The organism is Cytophaga sp. (genome assembly GCF_051961495.1).
In the GTDB taxonomy this organism is placed as follows: Bacteria; Bacteroidota; Bacteroidia; order Cytophagales; family Cytophagaceae; genus Cytophaga.
Window position 1 is genome coordinate 1 of the sequence record NZ_JBQCDF010000132.1, and the last position, 25,258, is coordinate 25,258.

At 40.3% G+C, this 25,258-nt stretch carries 22 protein-coding genes and 2 pseudogenes; 11 read left to right on the plus strand and 13 right to left on the minus strand.

Features of this window, described 5'->3' with window-relative positions; genetic code table 11:
- From ACTHJT_RS06340 to ACTHJT_RS06360, 5 genes are all read left to right on the plus strand, one after another.
- A partial coding sequence (locus ACTHJT_RS06340; RefSeq protein ID WP_440237159.1) for an RNA polymerase sigma factor occupies nt 1-551 on the plus strand: 551 nt, incomplete at its 5' end.
- Between the two features lie 4 nt (nt 552-555).
- Entirely contained in the window at nt 556-1,368 is an 813-nt protein-coding gene (locus tag ACTHJT_RS06345; protein ID WP_440237160.1) for an anti-sigma factor, read from the plus strand.
- A gap of 372 nt (nt 1,369-1,740) precedes the next feature.
- Nucleotides 1,741-2,139 carry a hypothetical protein gene (locus tag ACTHJT_RS06350; protein WP_440237161.1) on the plus strand — a complete coding sequence of 133 codons (399 nt, stop codon included), beginning with the start codon at nt 1,741-1,743 and terminating at the stop codon, nt 2,137-2,139.
- 11 nt (nt 2,140-2,150) lie between these two features.
- Entirely contained in the window at nt 2,151-2,708 is a 558-nt protein-coding gene (locus ACTHJT_RS06355; protein ID WP_440237162.1) for a YceI family protein, read from the plus strand.
- Nucleotides 2,695-3,609, plus strand: coding sequence for a DUF5777 family beta-barrel protein (locus ACTHJT_RS06360; protein WP_440237163.1), 915 nt, complete (start codon nt 2,695-2,697; stop codon nt 3,607-3,609). Before ACTHJT_RS06355 ends, ACTHJT_RS06360 begins: the two co-directional genes overlap by 14 nt.
- A gap of 80 nt (nt 3,610-3,689) precedes the next feature.
- Here the strand turns inward: ACTHJT_RS06360 and ACTHJT_RS06365 are convergent, their stop codons facing one another.
- Nucleotides 3,690-4,019 (minus strand): T9SS type A sorting domain-containing protein, encoded by a 330-nt coding sequence (locus ACTHJT_RS06365; RefSeq protein WP_440237164.1) that lies wholly within the window; start codon nt 4,017-4,019, stop codon nt 3,690-3,692.
- Nucleotides 4,020-4,265: 246 nt separating this feature from the next.
- Between ACTHJT_RS06365 and ACTHJT_RS06370 the strand changes: the two genes are divergently transcribed.
- A complete protein-coding gene (locus tag ACTHJT_RS06370; RefSeq protein WP_440237165.1) occupies nt 4,266-7,397 on the plus strand; it encodes a glycosyl hydrolase in 3,132 nt (1,043 codons plus the stop codon).
- Between the two features lie 153 nt (nt 7,398-7,550).
- On the opposite strand, the gene ACTHJT_RS06375 is transcribed toward ACTHJT_RS06370, so the two are convergent.
- The 6 genes and pseudogenes from ACTHJT_RS06375 to ACTHJT_RS06400 form a co-directional block, all read right to left on the minus strand.
- The gene (locus ACTHJT_RS06375; protein WP_440237166.1) at nt 7,551-9,089 is read right to left on the minus strand and encodes a YifB family Mg chelatase-like AAA ATPase; all 1,539 of its coding nucleotides are present in this window, start codon (nt 9,087-9,089) and stop codon (nt 7,551-7,553) included.
- A gap of 8 nt (nt 9,090-9,097) precedes the next feature.
- The gene (lpcA, locus tag ACTHJT_RS06380; protein WP_440237167.1) at nt 9,098-9,673 is read right to left on the minus strand and encodes a D-sedoheptulose 7-phosphate isomerase; all 576 of its coding nucleotides are present in this window, start codon (nt 9,671-9,673) and stop codon (nt 9,098-9,100) included.
- Nucleotides 9,674-9,782: 109 nt separating this feature from the next.
- Nucleotides 9,783-10,139, minus strand: coding sequence for a hypothetical protein (locus ACTHJT_RS06385; RefSeq protein ID WP_440237168.1), 357 nt, complete (start codon nt 10,137-10,139; stop codon nt 9,783-9,785).
- A gap of 108 nt (nt 10,140-10,247) precedes the next feature.
- Nucleotides 10,248-10,910: pseudogene (locus ACTHJT_RS06390) on the minus strand (phosphatidylserine decarboxylase family protein).
- Nucleotides 10,911-11,005: 95 nt separating this feature from the next.
- On the minus strand, nt 11,006-11,854 hold the full coding sequence (locus tag ACTHJT_RS06395; protein ID WP_440237169.1) for a phosphatidate cytidylyltransferase: 849 nt from the start codon (nt 11,852-11,854) through the stop codon (nt 11,006-11,008).
- Between the two features lie 12 nt (nt 11,855-11,866).
- The gene (locus ACTHJT_RS06400; protein WP_440237170.1) at nt 11,867-12,769 is read right to left on the minus strand and encodes a lysostaphin resistance A-like protein; all 903 of its coding nucleotides are present in this window, start codon (nt 12,767-12,769) and stop codon (nt 11,867-11,869) included.
- Between the two features lie 68 nt (nt 12,770-12,837).
- On the opposite strand from ACTHJT_RS06400, the gene dusB reads away from it, so the two are divergent.
- Both dusB and ACTHJT_RS06410 read left to right on the plus strand, forming a co-directional pair.
- Nucleotides 12,838-13,827: a tRNA dihydrouridine synthase DusB gene (gene dusB, locus ACTHJT_RS06405; protein WP_440237171.1), complete on the plus strand. Its 990-nt coding sequence runs from the start codon at nt 12,838-12,840 to the stop codon at nt 13,825-13,827.
- 93 nt (nt 13,828-13,920) lie between these two features.
- A complete protein-coding gene (locus tag ACTHJT_RS06410) occupies nt 13,921-15,228 on the plus strand; it encodes a sigma-54-dependent transcriptional regulator (protein WP_440237172.1) in 1,308 nt (435 codons plus the stop codon).
- On the opposite strand, the gene ACTHJT_RS06415 is transcribed toward ACTHJT_RS06410, so the two are convergent.
- Both ACTHJT_RS06415 and ACTHJT_RS06420 read right to left on the minus strand, forming a co-directional pair.
- Complete coding sequence (locus ACTHJT_RS06415; protein WP_440237173.1) at nt 15,216-17,048, minus strand: ATP-binding response regulator; 1,833 nt, start codon at nt 17,046-17,048, stop codon at nt 15,216-15,218. The genes ACTHJT_RS06410 and ACTHJT_RS06415 overlap by 13 nt on opposite strands.
- Nucleotides 17,032-17,622 carry a CHASE3 domain-containing protein gene (locus ACTHJT_RS06420; RefSeq protein WP_440237174.1) on the minus strand — a complete coding sequence of 197 codons (591 nt, stop codon included), beginning with the start codon at nt 17,620-17,622 and terminating at the stop codon, nt 17,032-17,034. The genes ACTHJT_RS06415 and ACTHJT_RS06420 overlap by 17 nt, the downstream gene beginning before the upstream one ends.
- 203 nt (nt 17,623-17,825) lie before the next feature.
- On the opposite strand from ACTHJT_RS06420, the gene ACTHJT_RS06425 reads away from it, so the two are divergent.
- A complete protein-coding gene (locus ACTHJT_RS06425) occupies nt 17,826-18,350 on the plus strand; it encodes a hypothetical protein (RefSeq protein WP_440237175.1) in 525 nt (174 codons plus the stop codon).
- Between the two features lie 130 nt (nt 18,351-18,480).
- Here the strand turns inward: ACTHJT_RS06425 and ACTHJT_RS06430 are convergent, their stop codons facing one another.
- Nucleotides 18,481-19,062 carry a NifU family protein gene (locus ACTHJT_RS06430; RefSeq protein WP_440237176.1) on the minus strand — a complete coding sequence of 194 codons (582 nt, stop codon included), beginning with the start codon at nt 19,060-19,062 and terminating at the stop codon, nt 18,481-18,483.
- A 187-nt stretch (nt 19,063-19,249) separates the two neighbouring features.
- On the opposite strand from ACTHJT_RS06430, the gene ACTHJT_RS06435 reads away from it, so the two are divergent.
- Nucleotides 19,250-19,918 (plus strand): FadR/GntR family transcriptional regulator, encoded by a 669-nt coding sequence (locus ACTHJT_RS06435; RefSeq protein ID WP_440237177.1) that lies wholly within the window; start codon nt 19,250-19,252, stop codon nt 19,916-19,918.
- A 58-nt stretch (nt 19,919-19,976) separates the two neighbouring features.
- Nucleotides 19,977-21,203: an MFS transporter gene (locus tag ACTHJT_RS06440; RefSeq protein WP_440237178.1), complete on the plus strand. Its 1,227-nt coding sequence runs from the start codon at nt 19,977-19,979 to the stop codon at nt 21,201-21,203.
- 185 nt (nt 21,204-21,388) lie between these two features.
- Here ACTHJT_RS06440 and ACTHJT_RS06445 read toward each other — a convergent pair whose 3' ends face one another.
- From ACTHJT_RS06445 to ACTHJT_RS06455, 3 genes and pseudogenes are all read right to left on the minus strand, one after another.
- Nucleotides 21,389-22,675 (minus strand): dicarboxylate/amino acid:cation symporter, encoded by a 1,287-nt coding sequence (locus ACTHJT_RS06445; protein ID WP_440237179.1) that lies wholly within the window; start codon nt 22,673-22,675, stop codon nt 21,389-21,391.
- Nucleotides 22,668-23,750 (minus strand): annotated as a pseudogene (gene aroC, locus ACTHJT_RS06450) (chorismate synthase). The gene ACTHJT_RS06445 and the pseudogene aroC overlap by 8 nt, the downstream one beginning before the upstream one ends.
- On the minus strand, nt 23,747-25,114 hold the full coding sequence (locus ACTHJT_RS06455) for a hypothetical protein (RefSeq protein ID WP_440237180.1): 1,368 nt from the start codon (nt 25,112-25,114) through the stop codon (nt 23,747-23,749). Before ACTHJT_RS06455 ends, aroC begins: the two are co-directional and overlap by 4 nt.
- Between the last annotated feature and the right edge of the window lie 144 nt (nt 25,115-25,258).

Below are 25,258 nucleotides of genomic sequence, written 5' to 3' on the forward strand. Positions count from 1 at the left end.
CACCGATTATCAAAAAAAACGTTATCATACCGGAGCAGGAGCTTGTACAGCGTTTACATGCTAAAGACGTAAAGGCGTTTGAATATTTGTATGACAATTATTCCGCAGCGGTGTATGGTATTATTCTGAAAATTGTGCAAACGGAGGATTTTGCGCAGGAGCTTCTCAATGATTGTTTTCTGAAAATCTGGGATAAGATTGATGCATATGATTCATCCAAAGGCAGATTGTTCACCTGGATGTTAAACATCGGAAGAAATCTTGCATTGGATAAACTTCGTTCGAAGGAATTTAAGGCGAAGCTGAAAACCGATGATGTAACGGAGAACGTATCTATATCTGACATGCAGTATTCAGAAGCCAATAAACCGGAGTTTATTGGTATTAAAGATCTTGTTGATCAGTTACCGGCTGAACAAAAGCTGTTAATTGATCTCATGTATTTCCAGGGTTATTCCCAATCTGAAATTTCAGAACAATTGGAAATGCCTTTGGGAACGGTAAAGACGCGGGTACGCGCGGCTATGCAATCATTAAAAAAACTATTCTGATACATTGGAAAGTAAAGCATACATATCGTCAGGCGTTTTAGAATTATACATTCTCGGTGCTTTGGATCATGCGGAAGCAGCAGAAGTAGAGTTGAACGCAAAACAATATCCGGAGATCAGAGAAGAGCTGGATAATATTCAGCGTACGCTTGAAGACTATGCACAAAAACATGCAGTAGAACCTGCGCCATTAATTAAAACACATCTTTTTTCAGAAATTGAAAAACGTGCTTCGGTCAAGGCTTCAGTACCTGTTAAAACCAGAACATTTGAAACGGCAAAATTAATGAACTGGCTTGTAGCTGCATCCATTACTGTCGCAGTTATTTCAACAGTGCTTTCTATTTATTTCTATGCAAAATGGAAAAACACGGAAGATGCATTAATTTCTTTGCGCGAAGAAAATCAGGTTTTTGCCCAGAATGCGAATTTTAAATTGGATTCGAATAAACATGTCATTGAAGAGAAAACAAATTATTTCACATTTATTACCGATACATCAACAGCACGTGTTACACTAAAAGGATTGTCGATTTCTCCATCATCTATAGCTATTGTATACTGGAACAAGCAAACAAAAGAAGTATTCATTGATATCAAGAGTTTACCTGAACCTCCGGAAGGTATGCAGTATCAGCTGTGGGCGCTTGATAACGGAACACCGGTTGATGCCGGTGTATTCAATATGGTCCCATCCGGTGAAATGCAGAAATTACTTCCGGTTCAGCAAGCGCAGGCATTTGCTGTTACACTTGAAAAAATGGGTGGCAGTCCGCAGCCAACCCTCGAAATGATCCATGTGCTTGGTAATATATAATTTATTTTTTTGTTCATTGAATTTCATAAGTTTATATGAAATTCAATCTGTTGTTTCACATAAATAGATATCCCTTTAGATTCATTTGCCAGCGAATTTTTATTTCACCGCATTTTCAAAGTAATGTATTGAACTTTTTATAAAATCCGATTCACCGCTTAAAAGCGTATGTATTATAAATTGCCCATTTACTTTTCCCCGGGGAAGTGTATTAACACACGATATGGTCTTATTTATAATCACATTAATTTTAATCGTAGTTGTCGGTATCGCAGGAGCAGATAAAGATCAGTTTATTCGTTAAAGAATTAATTGGATTTTTGTAATTTATGTCCTCAATGATATGTTTCAAAAACGATCCCAATCACATCCATGACAGACAAAACAATCCGGCATGTATTTTTTCTTGTGTCAACGTTGCTGTTATTTGTAACAGCTTGTTCTTATAATAAAGGCACTGAACCTGTACCGGTTAAAAAAGACGTAAGCTATAAGCTGGATGTAAAGCCCATTCTGGTTACTCATTGTTACACCTGTCATGCTGATACAGCTACCAATCCGGATCGCCCCGGTTCGCCTGTGTTTACAGACTTTGCCCAGTTGCAGCATGAAGCGCTTACACCAAGCAATGTCAATACAAATTATACAATACTTATTGCCCGGCTTAAGCACATCGAAAGTCCGGGTATGCCTTACAACCGTGATCCTTTACCTGATTCATTGATCCAGGTGATTCAGGATTGGGTGCTTGTTGGTGCTCCTGAAAATTAATCTTCCACTATATGAAATTCATTCGCACATTCTTATTCATGTTTGTTCTGGCGCTTGTTATAAAAGAAGCAGGTGCTCAGGTCTACACAACACAAACTGCAAGCATTTCTTTTTTCTCAGCAGCGCGGCTGGAAAATATCGAAGCGGTCTCTAAATCCGGAGGTGTAGTGCTGAATACTGCAACAAATGAAGTGCTCGCGAAGGTTACCATTACAACATTTGAATTTAAAAACGGTTTGATGCAGGAACATTTTAATGAAAATTATATGGAGAGTGCGAAATATCCGACAGCACAATTCTCCGGCAAGATCATTGAAAAAATTAATTATAGTGTGCCGGGCACTTATCCGGTAACCGTAACCGGTACATTGACTTTACATGGTGTAACTGTGAGCAGAATTATTTCCGGTACATTAATCGTTAAGCAGGGGAGTATTGGCCTGACGAGTAACTTTGTTGTACCGGTAGCTGAACATAAAATTCATATACCGAATGATAAGATTTCCAATATCGCTCAAAATATCAAAGTAAGTATTCAAGCAGATTGTACCCCATATGTTAAAAAATAAATATAATATTCTTACAGGCATTTTATTTTTTGTCCTCCCGGGAATTTCAATCGCACAAACTGATCTGGATAGCTTTTTGCTGGCAGATGCCAAGCCGTCTAAAGTAATAGCTACGTTCAAGGCTACGCGTATTGTGAATGCGCATTCTATAGAAACGGTTCGTAAAGGCGTACTGGATTTTAGAATCTCCCATCATTTCGGTGATGTAGGGGGTAACTCAGGCGGCATACATACATTGTATGGTTTTGACAACGCATCTGATATACGCTTTGGTTTTGAATACGGTATTACAGATCGTTTAACAGCAGGATTCGGAAGAAGCAAAGTAATGGAGAACCTGGATTTCTTCTTGAAATACCGATTACTGCAGCAGACAACCGATAATTCCATACCGGTGTCTGTGACACTCTTTGCAGACATGGCAGTGACTCCTCAGATCAATGATGCCGCGTACGATGTATTTGCCAACAGATTCTCTTATGTATATGAAGCCTTGATTGCACGTAAGTTCAATGAGCGTTTATCACTGCAGCTGATGCCATTGTTACTCCACCGCAATTATGTTGCAAACCCAAATGATAACAATGATGTATTTTCGCTGGGTGTGGGCGGCAGATTTAAAATAACAAAACGGTTTTCTGTACTGGCCGATTATTACTATACATTCTCAAATTATTTAACACCTTCGAATTCATTCTATGCGCCTATAGGGCTTGGCGTGGAGATTGAGACCGGCGGACATGTATTCCAGATGTTTTTTACTAACAATGCGGGTATTATTGAAAATACATATATCGCTAATACCCGTTCTTCCTGGGGCAAGGGTGAGTTTAAAATTGGCTTTACCATTTCACGGGATTTTGCCTTGAATAAAAAGAAGATCAAACAGCAGTATAATTAATTTATAAACAAGCACAAATTAAAAATCCCTTCCGATATATTTCGGAAGGGATTTTTAATTGATAAACTCCAGAATGAAATTTATTTCTTGATTATTTTTCTTGATTCAATGATTCCTTTGCTGCTGTATAAGTTGCAGAAATAAATTCCGGGACGTAGCGTACTCACATCAATCGGAAAGACCATTAAGCCGGTTTTTCCTGTAAGGTCTATATAAGCCACTTCTTTACCGATAATATCAAAAATACGAATACCTCTGATGTCTTTCTGAGGGTAATTGACATGACAACTCACCGCATCTGTTTCAACCGGATTGGGTGACAGATAGAATAAAGTATCCGTATCTGATTGTGCATTGGATGCAAAACCGATACCCGCTACAAATAAAACCAACAATAATAACTTCTTCATATCTATTCAAATATACGATATATTGAGAATTATGTTAATAATCATGCCAAAATTCTACATTCAGGGCATATTATATTTCTTTTAACATACCTCGTTAAAACAGACTAAACCGTGTTTAGATTCAATTTGCGACATTTTGGATTAAATTTTTATGTAAATGCCAGATTTACAATAATTTGAATTTGTTAATTATAAATAATATTCAATTTATTATTATATTAGTACTATAATAAATTTAAATTGTTTATGATGATCTTTCTACCTCATGCATTAAGTAAAAAAACATTTTTTTTCATTTTTATTTTTCTGCTAACCCTTAATGCTTTTGCGCAAACATTAGTAACCTCAGTAGAGGCTGAAACGGGTACACGTGCTGGTGGTCTCACTATTGGAACTGCAAACGCCGGTTACTCCGGCAGCGGGTATGTCACGAACATGACTGCCACAGGAGACAATCTCACCATTCCAGTGACAGTGCCATCGGCAGGAAATTACAAACTGGTGATCCGTTATAATAACCCATATAGCACCGCAAAAGACCAGGATATCTATGTTAACGGTACATTTGTGTCTTCCTTGAATTTTCCTGTTACAACCGGTTATGCAGATCTGACTGCCGGAAGTCTGACCTTAAAAGCAGGAGTCAATACAATCGGTATTTATAAAAACTGGGGTTATACTGATTTCGATAAGATTACTTTATATACCGTAGCACCACATGATTATACGACTGTAGCAGCAACACCTATTGATGGGCATGCAAATGCAGAGACGGTTGCGTTATATAATTATTTAAAATCGTCTTACGGACAAACAATAATTTCAGGACAGACCTCTGATTTCTATAATACGGTTTCTCCCAATGCTGCGAAGAAGCCAGTTGTAAGAGCCTTCGATTTTCAGCATTATACAGTCGGCTATGCATATTTATGGAACAATGCAACAAATAGTCATACTTTCGGTTGGGAAGATGACGGCACCACGCAGACTGCCATTGACTGGTATAACAGCACTTGCCAGAAAGGAATTGTTGCTTTTCACTGGCACTGGCACTCTCCGTTTGGCGGACAAGCAGGAACAAATACTTTTTACAGTAACTCTACAACGTTTTACGTTACAAAGGCTGTTACTTCAGGAACAGCAGAGTATACAGCAATCATTCGTGATATTGATTCTATTGCTACACAATTAAAGCGATTGCAGGCAGCTGGTGTGCCTGTGTTGTGGCGTCCTTTACATGAAGCCGGCGGTGCCTGGTTCTGGTGGGGAGCAAAAGGATCGGCAGCAGCGCTTTCGTTGTACGATATTGTATACGACAGACTTGTGAATTATCACAGCATACACAACCTGATCTGGGAATGGTCAACGCCGGAGGCCAGCTGGTATCCGGGGAATTCGAAGGTAGATATTTTAGGTTATGACTCGTATCCCGGCGCATATAATTACGGTACACAGAAATTGATATTTGACCAGTTGTATGCGATCGTGAATGGCCAAAAAATCCTGGCCATGACAGAGAATGGTCCGATTCCTGACCCGGATGCCTGCTTTACCAGTGATGCAAAATGGGCTTACTTTATGTCGTGGAGCGATCTGGTAACACAACAGAACTCAGCTGCTCAACTGTCACTGGTATACAACCATGCAAAGGTTACAACCTTGGATGAAGTTACATCACCGACAAACACTGCACAATTAATAGCGGCAGGTGCAACTACCTTCTGTACTGGGGGGAGTGTAGTGCTGAAAGCAAATACAGCGAAAGGCTATACATACAAATGGTATAATGGAACAACACTGATTACCGGTGCAACAAGCTCATTCTATACAGCAACAACAACCGGCTCGTATACGGTTGCTGTTACAGCAACAGGCTCTTGTACGACGACTTCTCCGGCGATAGCAGTCACTGTTGGCAGTGCAACTGCGGCAATCACGGCAGGTGGTTCAACTACATTCTGTCAGGGCGGAAATGTAGTATTAACAGCGAGTTCAGGCACAGCATATAAATGGATGGTCGGTGGCAATGCGATCAGTGGCGCAACGAATGCAGCTTATACAGCGAGTACTGCCGGCGTTTATACGGTTGAAGTAACAAATGCCGGAGGTTGTAAAGCGACGTCTGCTGGCACAACAATTACCGCGAATGCCTTGCCAACAGCTACAATTACGGTGTCGCCATCCTCGGCATTCTGCCAGGCTTTTTTATTGACAGCGAGTGCAGGTACATCTTATCAATGGATGACCAACGGGAGTCCGATCAGCGGTGCTACCAATTCTACATACATAGGAACAGGAGGTTACTCATACTCGGTTGAAATCACCAATGCAGCCGGTTGCAAGGCAACATCCGCGGTTACTCCACTTCCAATAGCCTCCATGATGCCGGTAGTAATATCGCCAGCTGGTCCGGTTGCGTTATGTGCGGGGCAAAGTGCCATACTGAATGCACCTGCAGGTTCAGGATTTACCTATCAATGGAATAAGGGTGGAGCAATTATTACCGGTGCAACAAATGCATCATATGCAGTAACGAATGGTGGTTTGTATACAGTAACGGTATCAGCATCGGGATGCAGTGCTACTTCGGCAGGCGTACAGGTTACTGTTTCCCAGCCAGCTGCTGCTGTAACTCCGGCAGGTCCTGTAATATTTTGTCAGGGCGGGAGTGTAGTATTGACAGCCAATCAGGGAATGTCATATAAATGGATGGTTGGGGCCAGCGCAATCAGTGGTGCTACCAATATGACTTATACAGCAACAACAGGCGGTTCCTATACGGTTGAAGTAACAAACTTACCTGGCTGTATGGCCACATCTACAGCAGTTGTGGTTACGGTTACATTACCTTCAACCTGGTATTCAGATGCAGATGGTGATGGCAAAGGTGATGCGGATATTACCATACAGGCCTGTAACCAGGCGGTGGGTTATGTGGCAGTAGCTGGTGACGTATGTCCGGATGATGCAAACAAATTTGCTCCGGGTAACTGCGGTTGCGGACAAACAGAAAGCAGCTGTCTGGATTGTATGGGCGTACCTCACGGCACCGCGGCACTTGATGTTTGTAATGTGTGCGCCGGCGGTACTTCAGGTATTACACCTAAGACAAACATTTCACAATGCACAACAACCGCAACACAATCTGCATTAGCAGATAATCTGCACATATACCCTAACCCGACTGCAGACAATTGCAAGATCGAATTACAGGGTTCTGAATTTACTGTTACGATCTACACAGCTGCCGGCGTGGCAATTTCAAATAATGTATTTAAAGATGCAGCCGTGATAGGTAATAACCTGCCGCAGGGTATTTATTTACTTCGTGTTGAGCAGGACGGCAATGTGGAGTTGAGAAAGCTGATTAAACAGTAGGAAGTACGGAGTATTAAGTACTAAGTACAGAGTAAAAAACAATAAAAAGGTATATGCACGATCGCATATACCTTTTTTATTTTAAAGAGCAGAAGAATTATTGTTTCAATTTGGTGTCTTTGTGCTCTGTACTTAGTACTTAATACTCTGTACTTATCCCGCCCAATTTTCTCTATCTAAGCTTCGGTACTGAATGGCTTCTGCCAGATGTTCAGTCAGTATATGTTCAGAATCCTGTAAGTCAGCAATCGTTCTGGATACTTTTAAAATACGGTCGTACGCGCGTGCTGATAAACCTAAACGTTCCATCGCAGTTTTAAGCAGGGCATTGCCGGCGCTACCTACATTGCAGATATCTTTTACCATCTGGGAAGGCATCATGGCATTGCAATGTACATCGTCGAATTTGCTGAAGCGTTCACTTTGTATGGTGCGGGCTTTAATAACCCGCTCGCGAATCTGTTCGCTTGTTTCAGTGCGAGCGTTGGCAACCATTTCATCAAACTTCACAGGTGTTACTTCCACATGTAAGTCTATGCGGTCCAGCAATGGTCCGCTTATTTTATTTAAGTAACGCTGTACAATGCCTGGCGCACAAACACATTCTTTCTCCGGGTGGTTGTAGTACCCGCACGGACAAGGGTTCATGCTGGCGATCAACATGAAGTTGGCAGGGAAATCAATGGCAATCTTCGCACGGCTGATGGTAACGGTGCGTTCTTCCAGCGGCTGGCGCATGACTTCAAGTACCGTGCGTTTAAATTCCGGAAGTTCATCCAGAAATAAAACACCGTTATGCGCCAAAGAAATTTCACCAGGCTGCGGATAGCTGCCGCCTCCAACCAGGGCTACATCGCTGATCGTATGATGCGGAGCGCGAAAAGGCCTGCGTGTGATCAGAGAAGTTTTAGATCCCAGCTTTCCTGCTACCGAATGAATCTTTGTAGTTTCAAGTGCTTCGTGTAACGTAAGCGGCGGCAGGATAGAAGAAAGTCTTTTGGCAAGCATAGTTTTTCCGGCACCCGGCGGACCGATCATGATCACATTGTGGCCGCCGGCAGCTGCTATTTCCAGCGCACGCTTAATATTTTCCTGTCCCTGTACATGCGCAAAATCTGCTTCATAAACAGCAACCTGCTGGAAGAACTGACTGCGTGTATCAATAGTCAGTGGTTCGATGTGTAATCGGTTTTCAAAAAAGTCAATGGCTTCCTGGATATTCGAAACGCCAATGATATCAAGGTTGTTTACAATGGCAGCTTCCTGCTCATTTTCTTTCGGCAGGATAAATCCCTTGAAGCCTTGTTTGCGGGCTTCAATTGCGATGGGCAGTACACCTTTAATAGGTTTGATCTCTCCATCGAGCGAAAGTTCGCCCATGATCATGTATTGACCCAGGCGTTCGCCATCCATTTGTTCAGATGCTGCCAGGATGCCCAGCGCAATGGGAAGGTCATAGGCAGAACCTTCTTTCTTGATATCGGCAGGCGCTAAATTGACGACTACTTTTTGCCGGGGCATAAAATAGCCAAAATTTTTAAGTGCGGCGTCGACCCGTTGTTCACTTTCCTTGATGGCGCTGTCGGGCAGGCCAACCATGTAAAATTTATTTCCTTGATTTACTACTGTTTCAATGGTAACAGTAAACGCATTGACGCCATGTACGGCGCTTCCAAAAGTTTTTGCGAGCATAGCTGATTTTAGAGCATGGATTGCTCAATCAGCAGAATTAAAATGTGAATGATTTTGATATGAACTTCCTGAACACGGTCTGCAAAGCCCGTATGCTCTACGTTGACGCAAACATCTGCCAACGGTAATAACTTCCCGCCGTCCTTGCCGGTTAAGGCTACTACAAACATCCCTTTGTTTTTCGCTTCTTTAACAGCTTCTAAAACGTTTTCAGAATTACCTGAAGTGCTGATCGCAAGCAAAACATCACCTTTGTTGCCAAGTGCTTCCAGGTAACGGGAAAAAACATATTTGTAGCCATAGTCGTTTGCTACGCATGACATGTGGCTTGAATCACTGATCGCTATTGCCGGAAGGGCTTTTCTGTTTTCTCTGTAACGGCCGGTCAGTTCTTCTGCGAAATGCATCGCATCACACGCTGAACCACCATTGCCGCAGGAAATAACTTTCCCGCCTTGCTTTAAGCTCGAAGAAATCAGGTTAGCAGCTTCAGCGATTGTATTGTGTTTTTTTTGTTGTGCAATAAAACGTGTTAATACAGCTGATGCTTCTTCCAGTTCTGACAATATCGTTTGTTCAATCATTATTCTTTCTTTTTCTGCTGGTTGAAGAATTAATAATGTTACAAGTATAAAAAAAAAATGTCAGGTTTCAACCCGACATTTTTAGTAGTTATCTTAAGTTAAGAGTTGATTAGAAGTTGTCATCCCAACCGCCATCATCATCTTCATCGTCGAAATCTTCGTCATCGAAATCTTCTTCCTCTTCTTCGTCTTCCAAATCTTCAGGATCGATCTCTTCTATTTTATCCCAGTCTTCAATTTCATCTTCATTGAAGTCATCGTCATCAAAGTCATTATCAAAATCATCCTCATCATCTTCTTCTTCATCCTCGTCGTCGAAGTCTTCGTCTTCGTCTTTGATTGAGCCTTTTGCTTTGGCCAATACATCATGTAATGCAATACCTTCAATACCCGATAATAATTCCGTTAACGAAATTTTCTCTTCGGTTAAAGTTTCATTTTGTAGAGCATCTAGAGTTGTTTTCATATGTGCTGCGATTCTTAATTTTTATCAAATCTATAAATCGAAAAAGAAATTTTATAGTGTCTTCCTAAATTTTTTTTTCTTTTTTCGAATAAAGGTGAAAAGTCTTGCTTATGAATAAAATTCAGCTATTACAGTTTTTCCTCCCACTGTCATCTGGTTCAGATTTACTTTTACAGCAGCATCCAGTGGCAGGAATATATCTACGCGCGAACCAAATTTAATGAATCCGAATTCTTCACCTTGTGTAACCTGAGATTTCTCATCAATATACCAAACAATTCTGCGTGCCAATGCGCCGGCGATCTGGCGCATTAATATCTGCTGGTTGTTTTTTGTTTCAATAACAGTTGTTGTACGTTCATTCTCCGTACTGGATTTCGGGTGCCATGCTACCAGAAATTTTCCCGGATGATATTTGAAGAATTTTACAATTCCTGAAACAGGGTTTCTATTACTGTGTACATTGAACGGTGACATGAAGATAGAAATCTGTCTTCTTTTTTCATTGAAATATTCTGTTTCCACCACTTCTTCAATAACAACCACTTTGCCGTCTGCCGGAGCCAGAATTTGTTTATCATTAATTTCTATTGTTCTGCCTGGATTACGGAAGAATTGCAAAACGATTAAAAACAATAGAATTGAAATAGTCAGTATTATTCTTTGAAGGATGAGAGCTTCAGGAAAAAATTAATAAACAAGAAAATTCAAAATGAATAAAAATGCTAATACGTAAAATAAAGATCTATATCCTTCTTTGTGAATGGTCATGTTAATTTTAAGAGTTTAAACCAAATGCAAATATAATAAAACAAAACTATCTGTATGCATGGAAAGTAATTCCAGGGGTAAAATCAATTATGAAATTATTTTATTAGTGTTAAGTACAGGTATACAAAGGGGATAGCGAAAATAAGGGCATCAAAACGGTCTAGGAAACCTCCATGGCCAGGCAAAAGTGTTCCGGAATCCTTTACCTGTAAAGTTCTTTTGATCATGGATTCCACCAAATCACCCAAACTGCCTGATATCACAACAATTACACATAAGCCCATCCATGCGGGGATACTGAAAATACCGAAGTAACAGTACAGCAGATAGGCGAAAATCATAGCGGTACCTAAACCGCCAAGCGATCCTTCCCAGGTTTTTTTAGGAGATATGCGTTCAAATAGTTTATGCCTTCCCAGTGATTTTCCGACAAAATAAGCGCCTACGTCATTGGCCCAGATTAAAAACAGCAGTGCGAATATAAGTTCAAACGCATAAACGGGTTTTATAGGTTTCCAATTGTAGCATCCAGAAGGATTATGGTCCCATGGAATCAACGTTAATAAACCAAACGGAACCGCTATATACAAAATTCCGGCGATGGTATAGGTTACGCGTGTAATAGGCTGATCATTTGTTGAAAACAGCTCAATCAGCATGTAGATCATAAAAAGAAGGCAAGGCACCGCGATCAATATTGCTCCTGAATCGAAGTTCAATGCCTGCAGTACAAAAAGTACGTATACGACTATGCTGCCTGTGATTCCCGCAAGTGCATTGTTCGGGATGCCGGTTTTCGTGAGCAGCTGGTGGTATTCGTAGGTGCTGAGAATGGTTACTAAAAAGAAAACAGCTGCAAAACTATAAAAACTGAACCAGATGGCCGTCAGCATGAATGCTGCTCCTAAAACGCCTGTTATCGTACGTTGTACTAAATTATTCATGTGTATGATTTACTATCTGAAGACAGTATAACTGTCGAATGTTTTTTTTCTGTTGTACGCAATTGCGGCAGAAGCCAGGAATGAAATCAGCACCAATATGTAGGGGATCTGGTCGCTGGCTTCAGGGTTAAAGCTGATGACATTGTTTTTATACGCAATCAATAAGATCAGTGTTAATGCATTGTTTGTAAAATGCATCAGGATTGGTACAAGCAGTGAACCCGACCATACATACATATAGCCAAGTAAAGCCCCTAACAGCATTCTCGGAAAGAAGCCCAGGAACTGAAAATGAATAAAACTGAAGACTGCCGCAGCGATCCAGACGGAAAGGTGTATGTTTTTTGTTTGCTGAATCAGTTCGCGTTGGAAAAATCCTCTGAAGATAATTTCTTCGCCAATGGCTGGCACTACAGCCAGCGCCAGGATGCTCAGCAGAATTTCCGGCAGTGTATGAATGTTTACAAACAGCATGGTTAACGCTTCCGCCAGAGCTTCTGTTTCGCGGATGGAATCCTCAATGTGTGTTAAAGCCTGGGGCAGATGTATGTCTTTATTGATTTCCGCAATTACGGTAATGCCCGGCAGCATCAGTATTAATGAGGCAACACCTAAAACCACACTGATGCCGGTAAAAGGAATCCGCGGATCCTGTTTGAACGGATTCGCATCCGGTTGTTTTGAAATGAATAAATACAGGATCGGAAGAATGACAAATCCCACAATTTTGCCGATCATATCACTGATCATAAATGGCTGAAGCAGGTCTGGTGTGCCTTGCAGCAGCTCAATGTTTGTATAGGTCTCTATGGGATGCCTGCTGAGTATTTGTAAAAAGAAGAGGGTAATACCTTGTGCCAATACAAAATATGCAAATAACCTTAATACTGATCCGAATAATTGAATAGCCTGCATTCCCCTTACATCAAATAGTTTTCTTAGCAATAAAGATGTAAATTTATGGAAAAATATCAGATAGCAAGGTGGTAAAAATAGGTGATATCGAAATAGGTGAATTTCCTTTGTTGTTGGCTCCGATGGAAGATGTAAGTGATCCTCCGTTCCGGGCGCTTTGTAAGCAGCAGGGGGCCGATATGATGTATACCGAATTTATAGCTGCTGAAGGTTTGATACGGGATGCTGCCAAAAGTGTTCATAAGCTTGATATCTTTGATTATGAACGTCCTATGGGGATCCAGATTTTTGGTGACAAGATTGATGTGATGTGTGATGCAGCTGCGATCGCTGAGGCTGCCGGGCCTGAACTGGTGGATATTAACTTCGGGTGCCCGGTTAAAAAGGTAGCCTGTAAAGGGGCCGGCTCAGGTGCCTTGCTGGATATCCCTAAAATGGTAAAAATGACCGAAGAGATCGTTAAACGATGCACGCTTCCGGTTACAGTTAAAACCCGCCTGGGTTGGGACCATGATTCCATTAAAATTGTTGAAATAGCGCAACGTCTGCAGGATGTTGGTATTAAAGCTTTAACCATACACGGCCGTACCCGCCAGCAAATGTATAAAGGCGAAGCAGATTGGACCTGGATCGCAAAAGTGAAAGAACACCAGGATATTCATATACCAATCTTTGGTAATGGTGATATAGACTCACCTGAAAAGGCGTTGGAATACAAAAACAGATTCGGAGTAGATGGCATCATGATTGGCCGCGCAGCCATCGGCTACCCGTGGATCTTTAAAGAAGTAAAACATTTTTTTGCTACAGGCGAAAAACTTAATCCGCCGACTATTCGTGAACGTGTAGAGGTTTGTAAAAAACACCTGGCTTTTTCAGTCGAATGGAAAGGACCTAAAGAAGGAATTTTTGAAATGCGCATGCATTACACCAATTATTTCAGAGGAATACAGAACTTTAAACCATATCGTCAGCGCCTGGTAGAAGCAGGTTCGTATGAAGATACTTTACAGATTTTAGATGAAGTTGCTGAGAATTTATCAGAATACGCCTTCTAAAATACGCTGCAAATCATAAAATATTAGCTGGTATTTCTCTTCAAATTTCAATATATTGTATAGAGAACAATAGTGTTGACGCAAGTTTGAGTTTTGGAAAAAATACTGATCATAGAAGATGACTTTGCCCTACGGTCAATTCTAGAAAAATTCCTACAGAAAAAAAATTTCGAGGTATACGCCGCTGAAAGAGGCAAACAGGGCATAGAACTGCTTTCTGATCATCCGATAAAATACGTTTTGCTGGATCTGCGTTTGCCGGATAGTAATGGCATTGATATTCTTCAGCAGATAAAAAAAGCATATCCTCAGATTGTTGTGATCATGATGACTTTTTATGATGACGTTCGATCTGCCGTCGCAGCTATTAAATCCGGAGCCAAAGATTATCTCACAAAGCCAATCAATCCCGAAGAATTACTGAGTTTACTTAAAAGTTCTGTTCAGGAAAAAAAGGCTGAAGTTCAAACTGAAAATTTTGTAAAAGGAAAAAATGCTCAATTCGCATCTGTTCTTGAGCATGCAGCACTTGTTGGTCCGACGATGCTCTCTGTGTTGATCACGGGTGAAAGCGGCACGGGTAAAGAAGAACTGGCCAAGTACATTCACAGCAAAAGCGATCGCAAACATGCAGCCTTTGTTGCGGTTGATTGCGGCTCTATTTCCGAAGAATTGTTTCCAAGTGAATTTTTCGGACATGTAAAAGGTGCTTTTACAGGCGCGGTTGCGGATAAAGCCGGTTTACTTGAAACCGCTAATGGCGGCACTTTGTTTCTGGATGAATTAGGAAACCTGACCTATGAAAATCAGGTTAAACTTCTTCGGGTTCTGCAGGAAAAAAAAGTAAAGCGGGTTGGTGCAAATAAAGAAATCGCTTTAGATATACGGCTGCTTGCTGCTACAAATGAAGAAATTATTGCATCTGTTCAAAAAGAAAAATTCAGGGAAGACCTCTATCACCGCTTGAATGAATTTAAAATCCACATCCCCGCATTGAGGGCGCGTACGGAAGATTTACAGGAATTGATCAAACACTTTATCAGCAAATCGAACCAGGAATTTAATAAGAAGGTTAAAGGAATTGGTTCTGAGGTTGAGAAAATCTTAACAGGCTACTCATTTCCCGGCAACATCCGGGAATTGAAAAATATAATCCGGAGGGCTGTATTATTAACCAGGGGAGACATGATTGAATCTGATGCATTGCCTGCAGAGATCATGCAACCGGATATTGAAAGAACAAATACGATTGATCTTAAATTATTGCAGGAGCAACAGGAAAAGGAATCAATTATAAAAGCGTTGAAACAAACCGGGAATAACAAAAGTGAAGCTGCACGTCTTTTGAATATTGATCGGAAAACTCTGTATAATAAATTAAAAAATTATCACCTGGAATAGCGATCTTTTAATCCCGGAAGTATTAAGGCAATGGATTGTTTAAAAGCGTCTGCCTTCATGTACAGGGCATAGGCAGATTCTTCTTTTTGTATGAGTTTAATTTCTTCCCAATGATTCAGATACCCCAGCGTGGTTTTCAATTGGTGCAGATAATATAAAATGGATTGAATATCGTTTTCCTTAAGGGCTTGTTCAAGCAGTGTAATTTTTTCAAGCAAAGATTTTATGTGGATGATGTCTGGTATTGATGTATAATTCTTTAATTGCACAGAAACTTTAAGACTGTTTAAAGCATTTATCAAGTCTTCACCGGTAAAAGGTTTGGGTAGAATGTGGAAGTTTTGTTTTTTTAGTTTATTCAGATAATCGTGGTCCGCGCTTGTAAAAATTATTTTTGTTTTCTCTTCTATGTAGTCGAGTAGAGTTGTTCCCAGTATATTATTTACATGCAGGTCGCATAAAATAATATCAGGTGTGTTGTTTTCAATAATTTGTAATCCATCAGCAATTGAGCTTGCAATGTATACGGATTCAAAAGATTCATGTATCAGTTGGTAGGCATACAACAAACTATAATTATCATCATCAATGATTAATAGAGTAGCATGGGTGTGTATCAGCTCTGGCGGTGAAATGGGAGGTACAGCCTTACTTTTTTCAAAGGTTAGGTTAAATAAAAATGTAGTGCCTGTATTTTCATTGCTTTGTACAGTCAAATAAGAATGAAAGAGTTCAAGAATTTTTTTTGTAATGACAAGGCCCAGACCTGTACCGCCGAATAGCCGGACAGTTGACTTGTCAAGCTGTTCATACTTTTCGAATAGTTTTTTGATTTTTTCTTTCGGTATTCCTATTCCGGTATCGGCGATTTTAAAATTCGCGCGTACAGAATCTTCCTGATCCTGGATCAACCTGCAGGTGAGCGATACTTTTCCCTGGTTGGTAAATTTTATAGCGTTGCTTAATAAATTATACAATACCTGTTTCAGCCTGAATGAATCTCCATTGACTATTAAATGAACAGGAATGTCTGAATCAATCGTGTATAAAAAAGGTTTTTCGCTCGCCTGTATACTGAGGCTTTCAAATACTTCATAAAGACATTCGGATAGGTTAAAGGGAATATGTTCCAGCTCAATTTTTCCAGCATCAATTTTACTTCGGTCTAATAACAGGTTGATCGTTTGAAGAAGATGTGAAGAAGATTTTTTTATGATTTCGCTATAGTGCGGGGATTTGTTTGCCGCTTTGTTCTTTGGGTTGTGCAGCAGATCAGAAAAGCCAATGATTGACTGTAACGGAGTTCGTAATTCGTGTGCCATCATAGACAGGAATTCAGACCGGTTATCAGCCAGGTCCCGGTAATTCTGTTTTTCTCTGATCAGGCTTTGTTCGTAACGTTTGATCCTGTATGTATCCAATACAAGCAGTCCGTATAAGCACAAGCAGGCTAATAAGATGATAAGGAAAACAATAAAGATTTTGTTAATTGCCTTCGTACTGATATTCTGAATTTCTGCAATATTATTTTCAGCATCGGCCTGTTCCTGTTTCTGAATGATTTTAATTTGTTTGTCAATGCGGTTCCTGATAATAAAATCTTTTTCGATGATTGAAAGGCGTTTAAGATTGATGATTGTATCGTATACTAAACGCTCCTGCAGTACATTCTTTACGCTGGTTGTGACGGCTTTATTGTATGGATCTATTTTGACGAGCGTATCTGTAATGGTTGTGTCCTGTTTTTTGTAAGTGTAAGAAAACAGTTGAATGTCCATCGCTGAAGAATCCAAAACGAATTCATCATCTTTTTTTTTCAAACAGCTTTTTAACTTTATGCAGCATTCCGGTCTTTTGTTCCTGGTTAAAAGGAATTTTTTTAACAATCACGAGCGAATCCCGGATTGTTTTTTCATTGTTGATCTGTGTAGAGAAAATCGTTGTGTCTTTTGAATAGTCCAGTAGTTTTCCGATAACCAGAATATCTGGTTTATCACTGTTAAGCTTTAATAATGTTTTATTATCCTTTACTTTATTGTTCCACCACATCTGTATGGTGTCAATCTGATTGTTTTTAAAGGAATCAGCTTTTGTATATTTTCTATATGAGGCAAACAGTTTGTTTATGCTGTCAAGTGACTCATCATACTTTTTTAAATAAGCAGATTTTTTAGTGATTGCATACAATCGCAAATACTGGTCAGAATTATTGGTTTGATCCAGAAGACTATTTAATGTCCTTATTTTTTGATCCGGATAATGAAATTCGTTTACGGTAGCGCGCAGAGATTGAAATGCTTTGTTTGTAAAAATGCAAATAGTGATAATGCCTAGTATGCCAATAACAACAAGTAAAGTAAGTTTGATTTGTACTTGATTTTCCCTCCATTCCATGTTATAAGTTAAGCATTATAATGCAGTTTGATGAGATTATATTATGTACGGAGAGGCGCGCTGTAGAAGTATTCTACAACAGTTGTGGAATTATTCTACAATTAACAATTTTAGCGAAACAACAAGATATTGATTTTTAGAATATTAAAAATCTGGCACGTTTATGATAATTGAATTATGCAAATCAACTTATTTATATGTTTATGAAAAAAATAGTATTCACTTCAATTGCAATGGCAGCAGTATCTTTTATCACGTTTGCACAAAAAGATACTACAGTAAAACCACAGGTTATTAAAGACACCATTAAGACAAAATTAACAGGTTCTGTTCATGCTGCAGGAATAATACTCACATCAGCAGATGATGACAGCACGAAAAAAGTAACACCGGTAAAAAAGCCCTCAGCACCTAAACCGGATACACTTAAGACCGGTTCTTTGAAAAAAACAGATTTGTATGCTTTTTTTACAGATACGCCAACAGATTCAACAAAAACAAAAATTAAATCAGACACGATCAAGTCTGATACAAAGAATACTACGGGGTCTTATAGTACATCTTCATATCTGTTAGTGCTGGCGGATGATAGTACTAAAAAAGTTGTTAAGCCTGATACAACCATTTCCAAGCCTGCTGATCCGCAAAAGCGAACAGGTGCTCTTTATTTCGATAAGAAAACAGGTTCTATCATTGCCTTACCAAAAAGCTATATAGAAGAAGTATAAAAAAAGAGGCTCATCACAATAAAAAAAGTCCTGCCATTGGCAGGACTTTTTTTATTTATGTAAATGCATTTTTGTTAACTTCTCTGTCTGCAAAAATGGTTTTGTCTGGAACTAGAACCTGGCAACTATTTTAAACACCTTCTGCAACAACTTCTGTTACTTCAGGCACCATGCGCTTTAACAAATTTTCAATACCAGATTTTAATGTAACTGTTGAAGAAGGGCAGCCGCTGCAAGAGCCTTGTAGCTGAACTTTTACAACACCATCGTTGAATGATTCAAAGTTTATGGCACCGCCGTCCTGTTCAACAGCCGGACGAATATATTCATCCAGGACAACTTTTATTTTTGTGATCACTTCCGGTTCACCTTCTACCGGAGCAGTGCTGGAAACTGCCTTAGGCATTTCCTTGAATAAAGGTTTACCTTCTTCAATATAACCTTTGATCACAGATTTAATCATTGCACTTACTTCCTGCCATTCAATGCTCTCAGACTTTGTTACGGTAACAAAGTTGGCGGCCATGAATACACGTTTTACAAAATTAAAACGGAACAGGTCAAGTACAAGCGGACAAGATTCTGCTGAAGATGGTGACGGGAAATCGACACTACCTTCTTCTACCAACGTTTTATCTGTAATAAATTTTAATGTATTTGGGTTGGGTGTAGCTTCTGTATAGATTTCTACAGCTATTTTTTTATTTTCCATGAGATTTAATTCTTTACGTGTGGTAAACACCTCTTTTGTCAAAGAGGTTCTGTAAAGATACAAAGGAATGTTAAATTTTGCGAATTCAATGCAATAACCCATTTGTCCGGAAAGATTCAAGAAATTGAAGGAAATAATTTGGAATGGAGCGATGAATCGTCTACATTTGAATTCATCAGATGATATTATGAATTATCCTTCCGAAAAAATAGAAGTTATAAAGTTGGCAGATCAGGTGGCTGTTAAATTGCAGCAGCTTATTTCTTCGGGAGAGTATAAAAAGGGTGATAAGATTCCTACAGAACCGGAGTTAATGGAACGTTTTGGTGTTGGTCGTTCGACTATAAGAGAATCAGTCCGGATTCTGGCAAATGCTGGTTTGGTGAGCGTACAGCAGGGAAAAGGAACTTTTGTAGCCGACGCTTCGGTCGTTACAGAACCATTGCACCAGCGGTTGCGCAGGGCAAATACCAAAGAACTGAATGAAGTACGACATATGCTGGAAATCACTATGGTACAGAAGGCTGCTGAAAACCGGACAGAGAAAGAAGTAAAGCAGATGCGTGCATTTCTGAATCAACGGAAAAAAGCCATTGAAAGTCAGCTGCAGCAGGAGTGTCTGGAAGCAGATATTGCCTTTCACGTGGTCATTGCAGAAGCTTCAAAAAATATGGTGCTGATGGATCTGTTTAAAACGTTTGCCAAAGTGATCAGTGATTACTTTCAGAAGGAATACCCGGATACCAAGGCTTATATGCGATCACAAGCGCTGCATGAGAAACTCTGTGAAGCTATTGCAGATAGAAACCCTAAAAAAGCAGCGGATTATATGAATCAAATCCTTGGATTGGATTAAAAAAATTTCCAGCAAATCATCAGATGATAGGATGAATAAAGATTAAATTAAATACGTTATGAAAAATGAAAATGAAGTAGCAGAACGGCAGGTAAGCCAGACCATCCAGACAACCGTATATCCGATTCTTTTTGCGATCAGTGCAGCGCATTTATTGAATGACCTGATTCAACAAGCTATTCCAATGATGTATCCGGTCTTTAAAAAGACATTGAATTTATCCTATACAGAAATAGGTCTGATTACATTTGTGCTTAATCTAACGGCTTCTTTTCTTCAGCCCATTATTGGTTTATATACCGATGTGAAACCAAAACCTTATTCACTTCCGCTAGGCATGTGCTTTACGCTTGTGGGTATTATTTGCCTTGCCTATGCAGCCAATTTTTATCTGATTCTTGTATCGGTATGCATCGTCGGCATTGGTTCAGCGGTACTGCATCCGGAATCGTCACGAGTGGCTTACATGGCATCCGGCGGATCAAAGAAAAGAGGGCTTGCACAGTCGATCTTCCAGATTGGCGGCAATACAGGCAGTGCTATTGCACCATTGATTGTTGCCTGGCTGATCGTGCCTGAAGGACAACGTGGAATCATTTATTTAACAGTTTTTGCTATTGCCGCAATTATAATTCAATCACGGGTATCGATCTGGTATAAAAATTATTTATCAAGCCGGAGCACGAAGAAAGCTGTTGCCTCAGATACACACAACCTGTCAAGAAACAAAGTGATCGGGGCATTGGCAATTTTAATTGTATTGATCTTTTCAAAATTTGTATATGTATCCAGCATCACCAGTTACTATACCTTTTATCTGAAAAGTACCTTTGACTTAACGGTAGAACAATCACAATTTTATCTGTTTATCTTTCTTGTATCCATGGCGGTTGGCACGTTTCTGGGCGGCCCAATCAGCGATCGTTTCAACAGGAAGCATGTGATCTGGTTTTCAATTTTAGGCACAGCTCCGTTTGCCTTGTTGTTGCCCCATGCCAATTTGTTCTGGTCGGGCGTGTTGTGCGTGCTGGTTGGATTGATCCTGTCTTCAGCGTTCTCAGTGATACTGGTATATGCACAGGAATTAATGCCAGGGAAAATCGGAATGGTGTCAGGCTTGTTCTTTGGCCTTGCTTTTGGCATGGGTGGAATCGGTTCTGCGATTCTTGGGTATGTAGCCGATAAAACATCCATTGACTTCGCATTCCGGATCGCTTCTGTACTTCCTTTGTTGGGGCTTGTTGCAGGCTTCCTGCCGAATCTTAAAAAGATGTACAGAGTATAGATTACAGGGTACAGAGTACTTAGTACTCTGTACCCTGTTTATATTTAGTGCCTGAACTAACTGTAAGGAAGCAATTTTTTTGAAAGAAATGCAAAGTTTTTTGCGAAGCGGATAACGATGAAATTTGAGAATTTCTATCCCAGACGTTTTCGTACTAAGTACTCTGTACTTATTTCATCTAGCAACTAGCACCTTTTCTCGTTACTGTTTACTGACTTCTCCATCCCTGAAACTGCTATCGCACCACAGGCGTCACCGGCGACATTGATGACCGTTCGGAACATATCCAGCAAACGATCCGGCGCCATGATCAGCGCAATAGCTTCAATTGGTATTTCAACCGCGTCCAGCACAATAATGAGCGTGATCATCCCTGCGCCTGGTATACCGGCAGCACCCACAGCAGAAAGGGTTGCAGTTAATGCAATGATCACCAGTTGCCCGGTAGTCAGCTCCATGCCTGTTGCCTGTGCAATGAATACCGCAGCGATGCTTTGGTAAAGGGCTGTTCCATCCATGTTGATGGTTGTACCCAATGAAAGAACAAAATCTGAAATTTCTTTTTTGATATTAAATCCGTTTGAAACCTTATCCATAGTAACGGGTAAGGTCGCAGCGCTGGAACTGGTGGAAAAAGCCATTAGAAAAACCGGCTGCATGGTCTTGAAAAACTTTTTATAGGTAATCGTTGAAAACAGTTTTATGATGAGCGGATATAAAATGAAGAGGATAACAGCTAAACCAGCGATCACCGTAAGCATATAATAAAGCAGCGATAAAAACACATTGGTATCAAAACTGATCGACGCGATCAATGCAAAGACTCCTATCGGCGCAATGATCATCACCAGCATCACCAGCTGCATGAACGTTTCATTCAATCCGTCGATCAGCTGAATAACAATTCCGGATTTGGAATCACTCACTTTTGTTAATGCAATACCGAAGAGGATGGCAAAGATTACAACCTGCAACATGAGTCCGTTATTACTCATGGCATAAAAAATATTATTCGGTACCATTTCTGTGATCATGTCCATGGCAGTGCCGGTATTGTCTTGCGCTTTTTCTATCAGCCCCGATGTTTTTTCCTGATAGGATTGTATCAATTCTGTTTTCGTTTGTTCAGGGATGGCTGCACCGGGTTTAACAATAGAAGCAAGCGATACACCCAGAATGGTGGAGGCAAGGCAGGTAACAGTGAAGAGCATCAATGTGCGTCCGCCGATACGTCCGAGTTTATTAATATCTCTTAAACCGGCAATCCCGCTGATGATCGATGTAATGATCAGCGGGATTGCAAGCATTTGAAGAAGTTTGATAAAGACTGTTCCGAATGGTTTTATGTAAGCGGTTGTCCATGCCGCACCGCCGTTGATATTACTTGCAGCGATGCTCCAGGCAATACCGATTACCATTCCTGCCAGTATCAGTATATGCAGGGGAATTTTTTTATTTTTTGTTTCAGTCAAAACGTATGGCTTTGTTTCTTAAATAAAAATCAACCATTACGATGGCTGCCATTGCTTCAACGATAGGTACTGCACGTGGCACCACACATGGATCGTGTCTGCCTTTACCGCTCACGGTAACTGTTTCACCTTTATCGTTAATGCTTTCCTGGTCAATCATGATGGTGGCAACCGGTTTAAATGCCACCCTGAAATAGATATCTTCTCCGTTGCTGATACCGCCCTGTATACCGCCTGAATGGTTGGTTTCCGTGCGTACCTTGCCGTTTGCGTCGGTATAGAATTTATCGTTGTGTTGCGAACCGAATTGTGCTACGCCATCAAAACCGCTGCCGTATTCGAAACCTTTTACAGCATTGATGCTTAACATCGCCTTGCCAAGTTCTGCATGCAGCTTGTCAAATACCGGTTCACCTAAACCTGCTGGTGAGCCTTCGATCACACAGCTCACCACGCCGCCAACAGTATCTCTGTTCAAACGGGTCTGATCAATAAACTCAATCATTTTTTCAGCCATGGCATCATCCGGACAACGGATGATGTTGGTTTCTGCATGTGCTATATTCAGGTCTTTCTAATCCGTTGTAAGTTTTAATGGTCCTACCTGCGACACGTATGCCTGGATTTTAATATTTGCTTTCGCTAAAATCATTTTCGCCAAAGCACCTGCAGCAACACGCGCCAGTGTTTCTCTGGCAGAGCTTCTGCCGCCACCGCGGTAATCACGCGTGCCATATTTTTCGTGGTAAGTATAATCTGCATGCGACGGACGGAAACGGTCTGCAATGTGTGAATAGTCTTTACTGCGCTGGTCGGCATTGCGCACCATCATAGCGATAGGTGTGCCTGTTGATTTTCCTTCAAATACGCCTGAAAGAATTTCGATCACATCGTCTTCCTGGCGTTGTGTAACAATCTTGGACTGTCCCGGTTTTCTGCGGGCCATCTCTGATTGAATGAATGTTTCATCAATTTCTATATTCGGCGGACAACCATCCACTATAACTCCAACAGCATTACCGTGAGATTCTCCAAAGGTGGTAATGCGAAATATTGTGCCGTATGTATTGCTCATTTTTTAATAACAAGGATTGCGGTAACTGCTAACATAACTAAAATAATCAGGTTCGCCAAGTGATTGAATAGATCATTGTTCTTGGTGAGGAATAGCTTGTTGTTTGTCTGGCTGGTATAACGGTTGTAAAACTCATCGTTCGTAAGCATGGCATTGCTTTCACTAACGCGTTCGCCATAAACATTCAAAGAAGATTTTGGATAAAGTGTATCGAATACATTTTTATTTGAATTGAAATAAACATATCTGAAGGCATCACTCATTTGATACTGGCCGCTGCGCAACGGATTAATCTGAAATTTAAATTCTTTGCGGATCCTCCATTGCCCGCCGGCATCTATTGTTTTTTGCGAAACAATCTGTTCGCTCATGAGCTCCATGTCGGAAGAGGTAAATTCAAACTTGCCAATAGAAGCGGGATCGGCATTGCCTTCCAGAATAATGGTTAAGTAAGTTGCCTGTCCGTTGCGAATCCGTTTTTCTTCCAGAAAATCTTTGCTGTGAAAAACACCCACCGGTACAATGCGGTCTACGCCCTGGTTAGGCAGGCTTTTCACTTTAATATGAATACTCTTATCTTTTAATACAAGCTTCTCCGGCGTACGTGCGATGCCTTCATCATGCGCACCTTTTTTATACATGTAAATATACCACTCTGTTTCCGGAAGAGTGATGTCTATGGCTTTCTGCGGGAATATAAACTGATCAACAACAATCAGTTTCAGAAATTTTTCCTGTCCAACAATAACAGTATCTTTTTTAAACTCCGGAGCAAACGATTTATCCTGGATCAGGCAGTTGTTATTCTTAAGTTTCTTCTTGATGTATTCTTTTTGCTCATTGCTGTTGACAAACGTAAAAGGAATACTGTTATTGAAAGGTACAAGTATATAACCTGTAATGTGGATGGGCTGTGTAGGGTATACTTCCTGCTCGCTTGCTGTAACATGCCATTGGATCTCGGGTATTTCTGCCTGCAGTTTTGCTTTTCCGATCCATGCTTCTGCTGGCGGCTCCACGGGCTGTTCAGCAAGGGTATTCAGAATATTTATGCTAAAAGCGGGATTTGTATATGTTTTGCCTTTTGCCAGTACAGAAATTGCAGGAATATAAAGCGGGCCTGCCTTTAAAGGTTCATACCATTGTGTGATGACAAAATTCTTTTCTCCGTCTTCTTTTCCATCAAAATAGGTATGGGATTTTACCATGTCGGCTATATCCGGAAAATTATAGGTTTTATACCCTTTGTATTCTTTTTTCGCGTCTTTTGAAAATGTAATAGATATACTGAAAAATTCATTTTTATGTAATACGATCTTATTACATTTAAAAGAAATAGTTTGACTATTTGAAGAAAAATTCAAAACTATACATATAAAAAATGCAATAATTGCTCTATATAATACTACTGAATTCAATTAATGGGTTTTTTAAGTGGTTTAATTACAAAAATGAGAAAAATACACGACAAATGGATTTCTTCCGGTAACCTTTCATGTAATATTTGC

Bases quoted from the DNA above. Each gene is read 5' to 3' on its own strand.
- ACTHJT_RS06350 (WP_440237161.1), top strand. From the start codon at position 1,741: ATGACAGACAAAACAATCCGGCATGTATTTTTTCTTGTGTCAACGTTG.
- ACTHJT_RS06355 (WP_440237162.1), top strand. From the start codon at position 2,151: ATGAAATTCATTCGCACATTCTTATTCATGTTTGTTCTGGCGCTTGTT.
- ACTHJT_RS06360 (WP_440237163.1), top strand. From the start codon at position 2,695: ATGTTAAAAAATAAATATAATATTCTTACAGGCATTTTATTTTTTGTC.
- ACTHJT_RS06365 (WP_440237164.1), bottom strand. From the start codon at position 4,019: ATGAAGAAGTTATTATTGTTGGTTTTATTTGTAGCGGGTATCGGTTTT.
- ACTHJT_RS06370 (WP_440237165.1), top strand. From the start codon at position 4,266: ATGATGATCTTTCTACCTCATGCATTAAGTAAAAAAACATTTTTTTTC.
- ACTHJT_RS06375 (WP_440237166.1), bottom strand. From the start codon at position 9,089: ATGCTCGCAAAAACTTTTGGAAGCGCCGTACATGGCGTCAATGCGTTT.
- lpcA (WP_440237167.1), bottom strand. From the start codon at position 9,673: ATGATTGAACAAACGATATTGTCAGAACTGGAAGAAGCATCAGCTGTA.
- ACTHJT_RS06385 (WP_440237168.1), bottom strand. From the start codon at position 10,139: ATGAAAACAACTCTAGATGCTCTACAAAATGAAACTTTAACCGAAGAG.
- ACTHJT_RS06395 (WP_440237169.1), bottom strand. From the start codon at position 11,854: ATGAATAATTTAGTACAACGTACGATAACAGGCGTTTTAGGAGCAGCA.
- ACTHJT_RS06400 (WP_440237170.1), bottom strand. From the start codon at position 12,769: ATGCAGGCTATTCAATTATTCGGATCAGTATTAAGGTTATTTGCATAT.
- ACTHJT_RS06420 (WP_440237174.1), bottom strand. From the start codon at position 17,622: ATGGAATGGAGGGAAAATCAAGTACAAATCAAACTTACTTTACTTGTT.
- ACTHJT_RS06425 (WP_440237175.1), top strand. From the start codon at position 17,826: ATGAAAAAAATAGTATTCACTTCAATTGCAATGGCAGCAGTATCTTTT.
- ACTHJT_RS06430 (WP_440237176.1), bottom strand. From the start codon at position 19,062: ATGGAAAATAAAAAAATAGCTGTAGAAATCTATACAGAAGCTACACCC.
- ACTHJT_RS06435 (WP_440237177.1), top strand. From the start codon at position 19,250: ATGAATTATCCTTCCGAAAAAATAGAAGTTATAAAGTTGGCAGATCAG.
- ACTHJT_RS06440 (WP_440237178.1), top strand. From the start codon at position 19,977: ATGAAAAATGAAAATGAAGTAGCAGAACGGCAGGTAAGCCAGACCATC.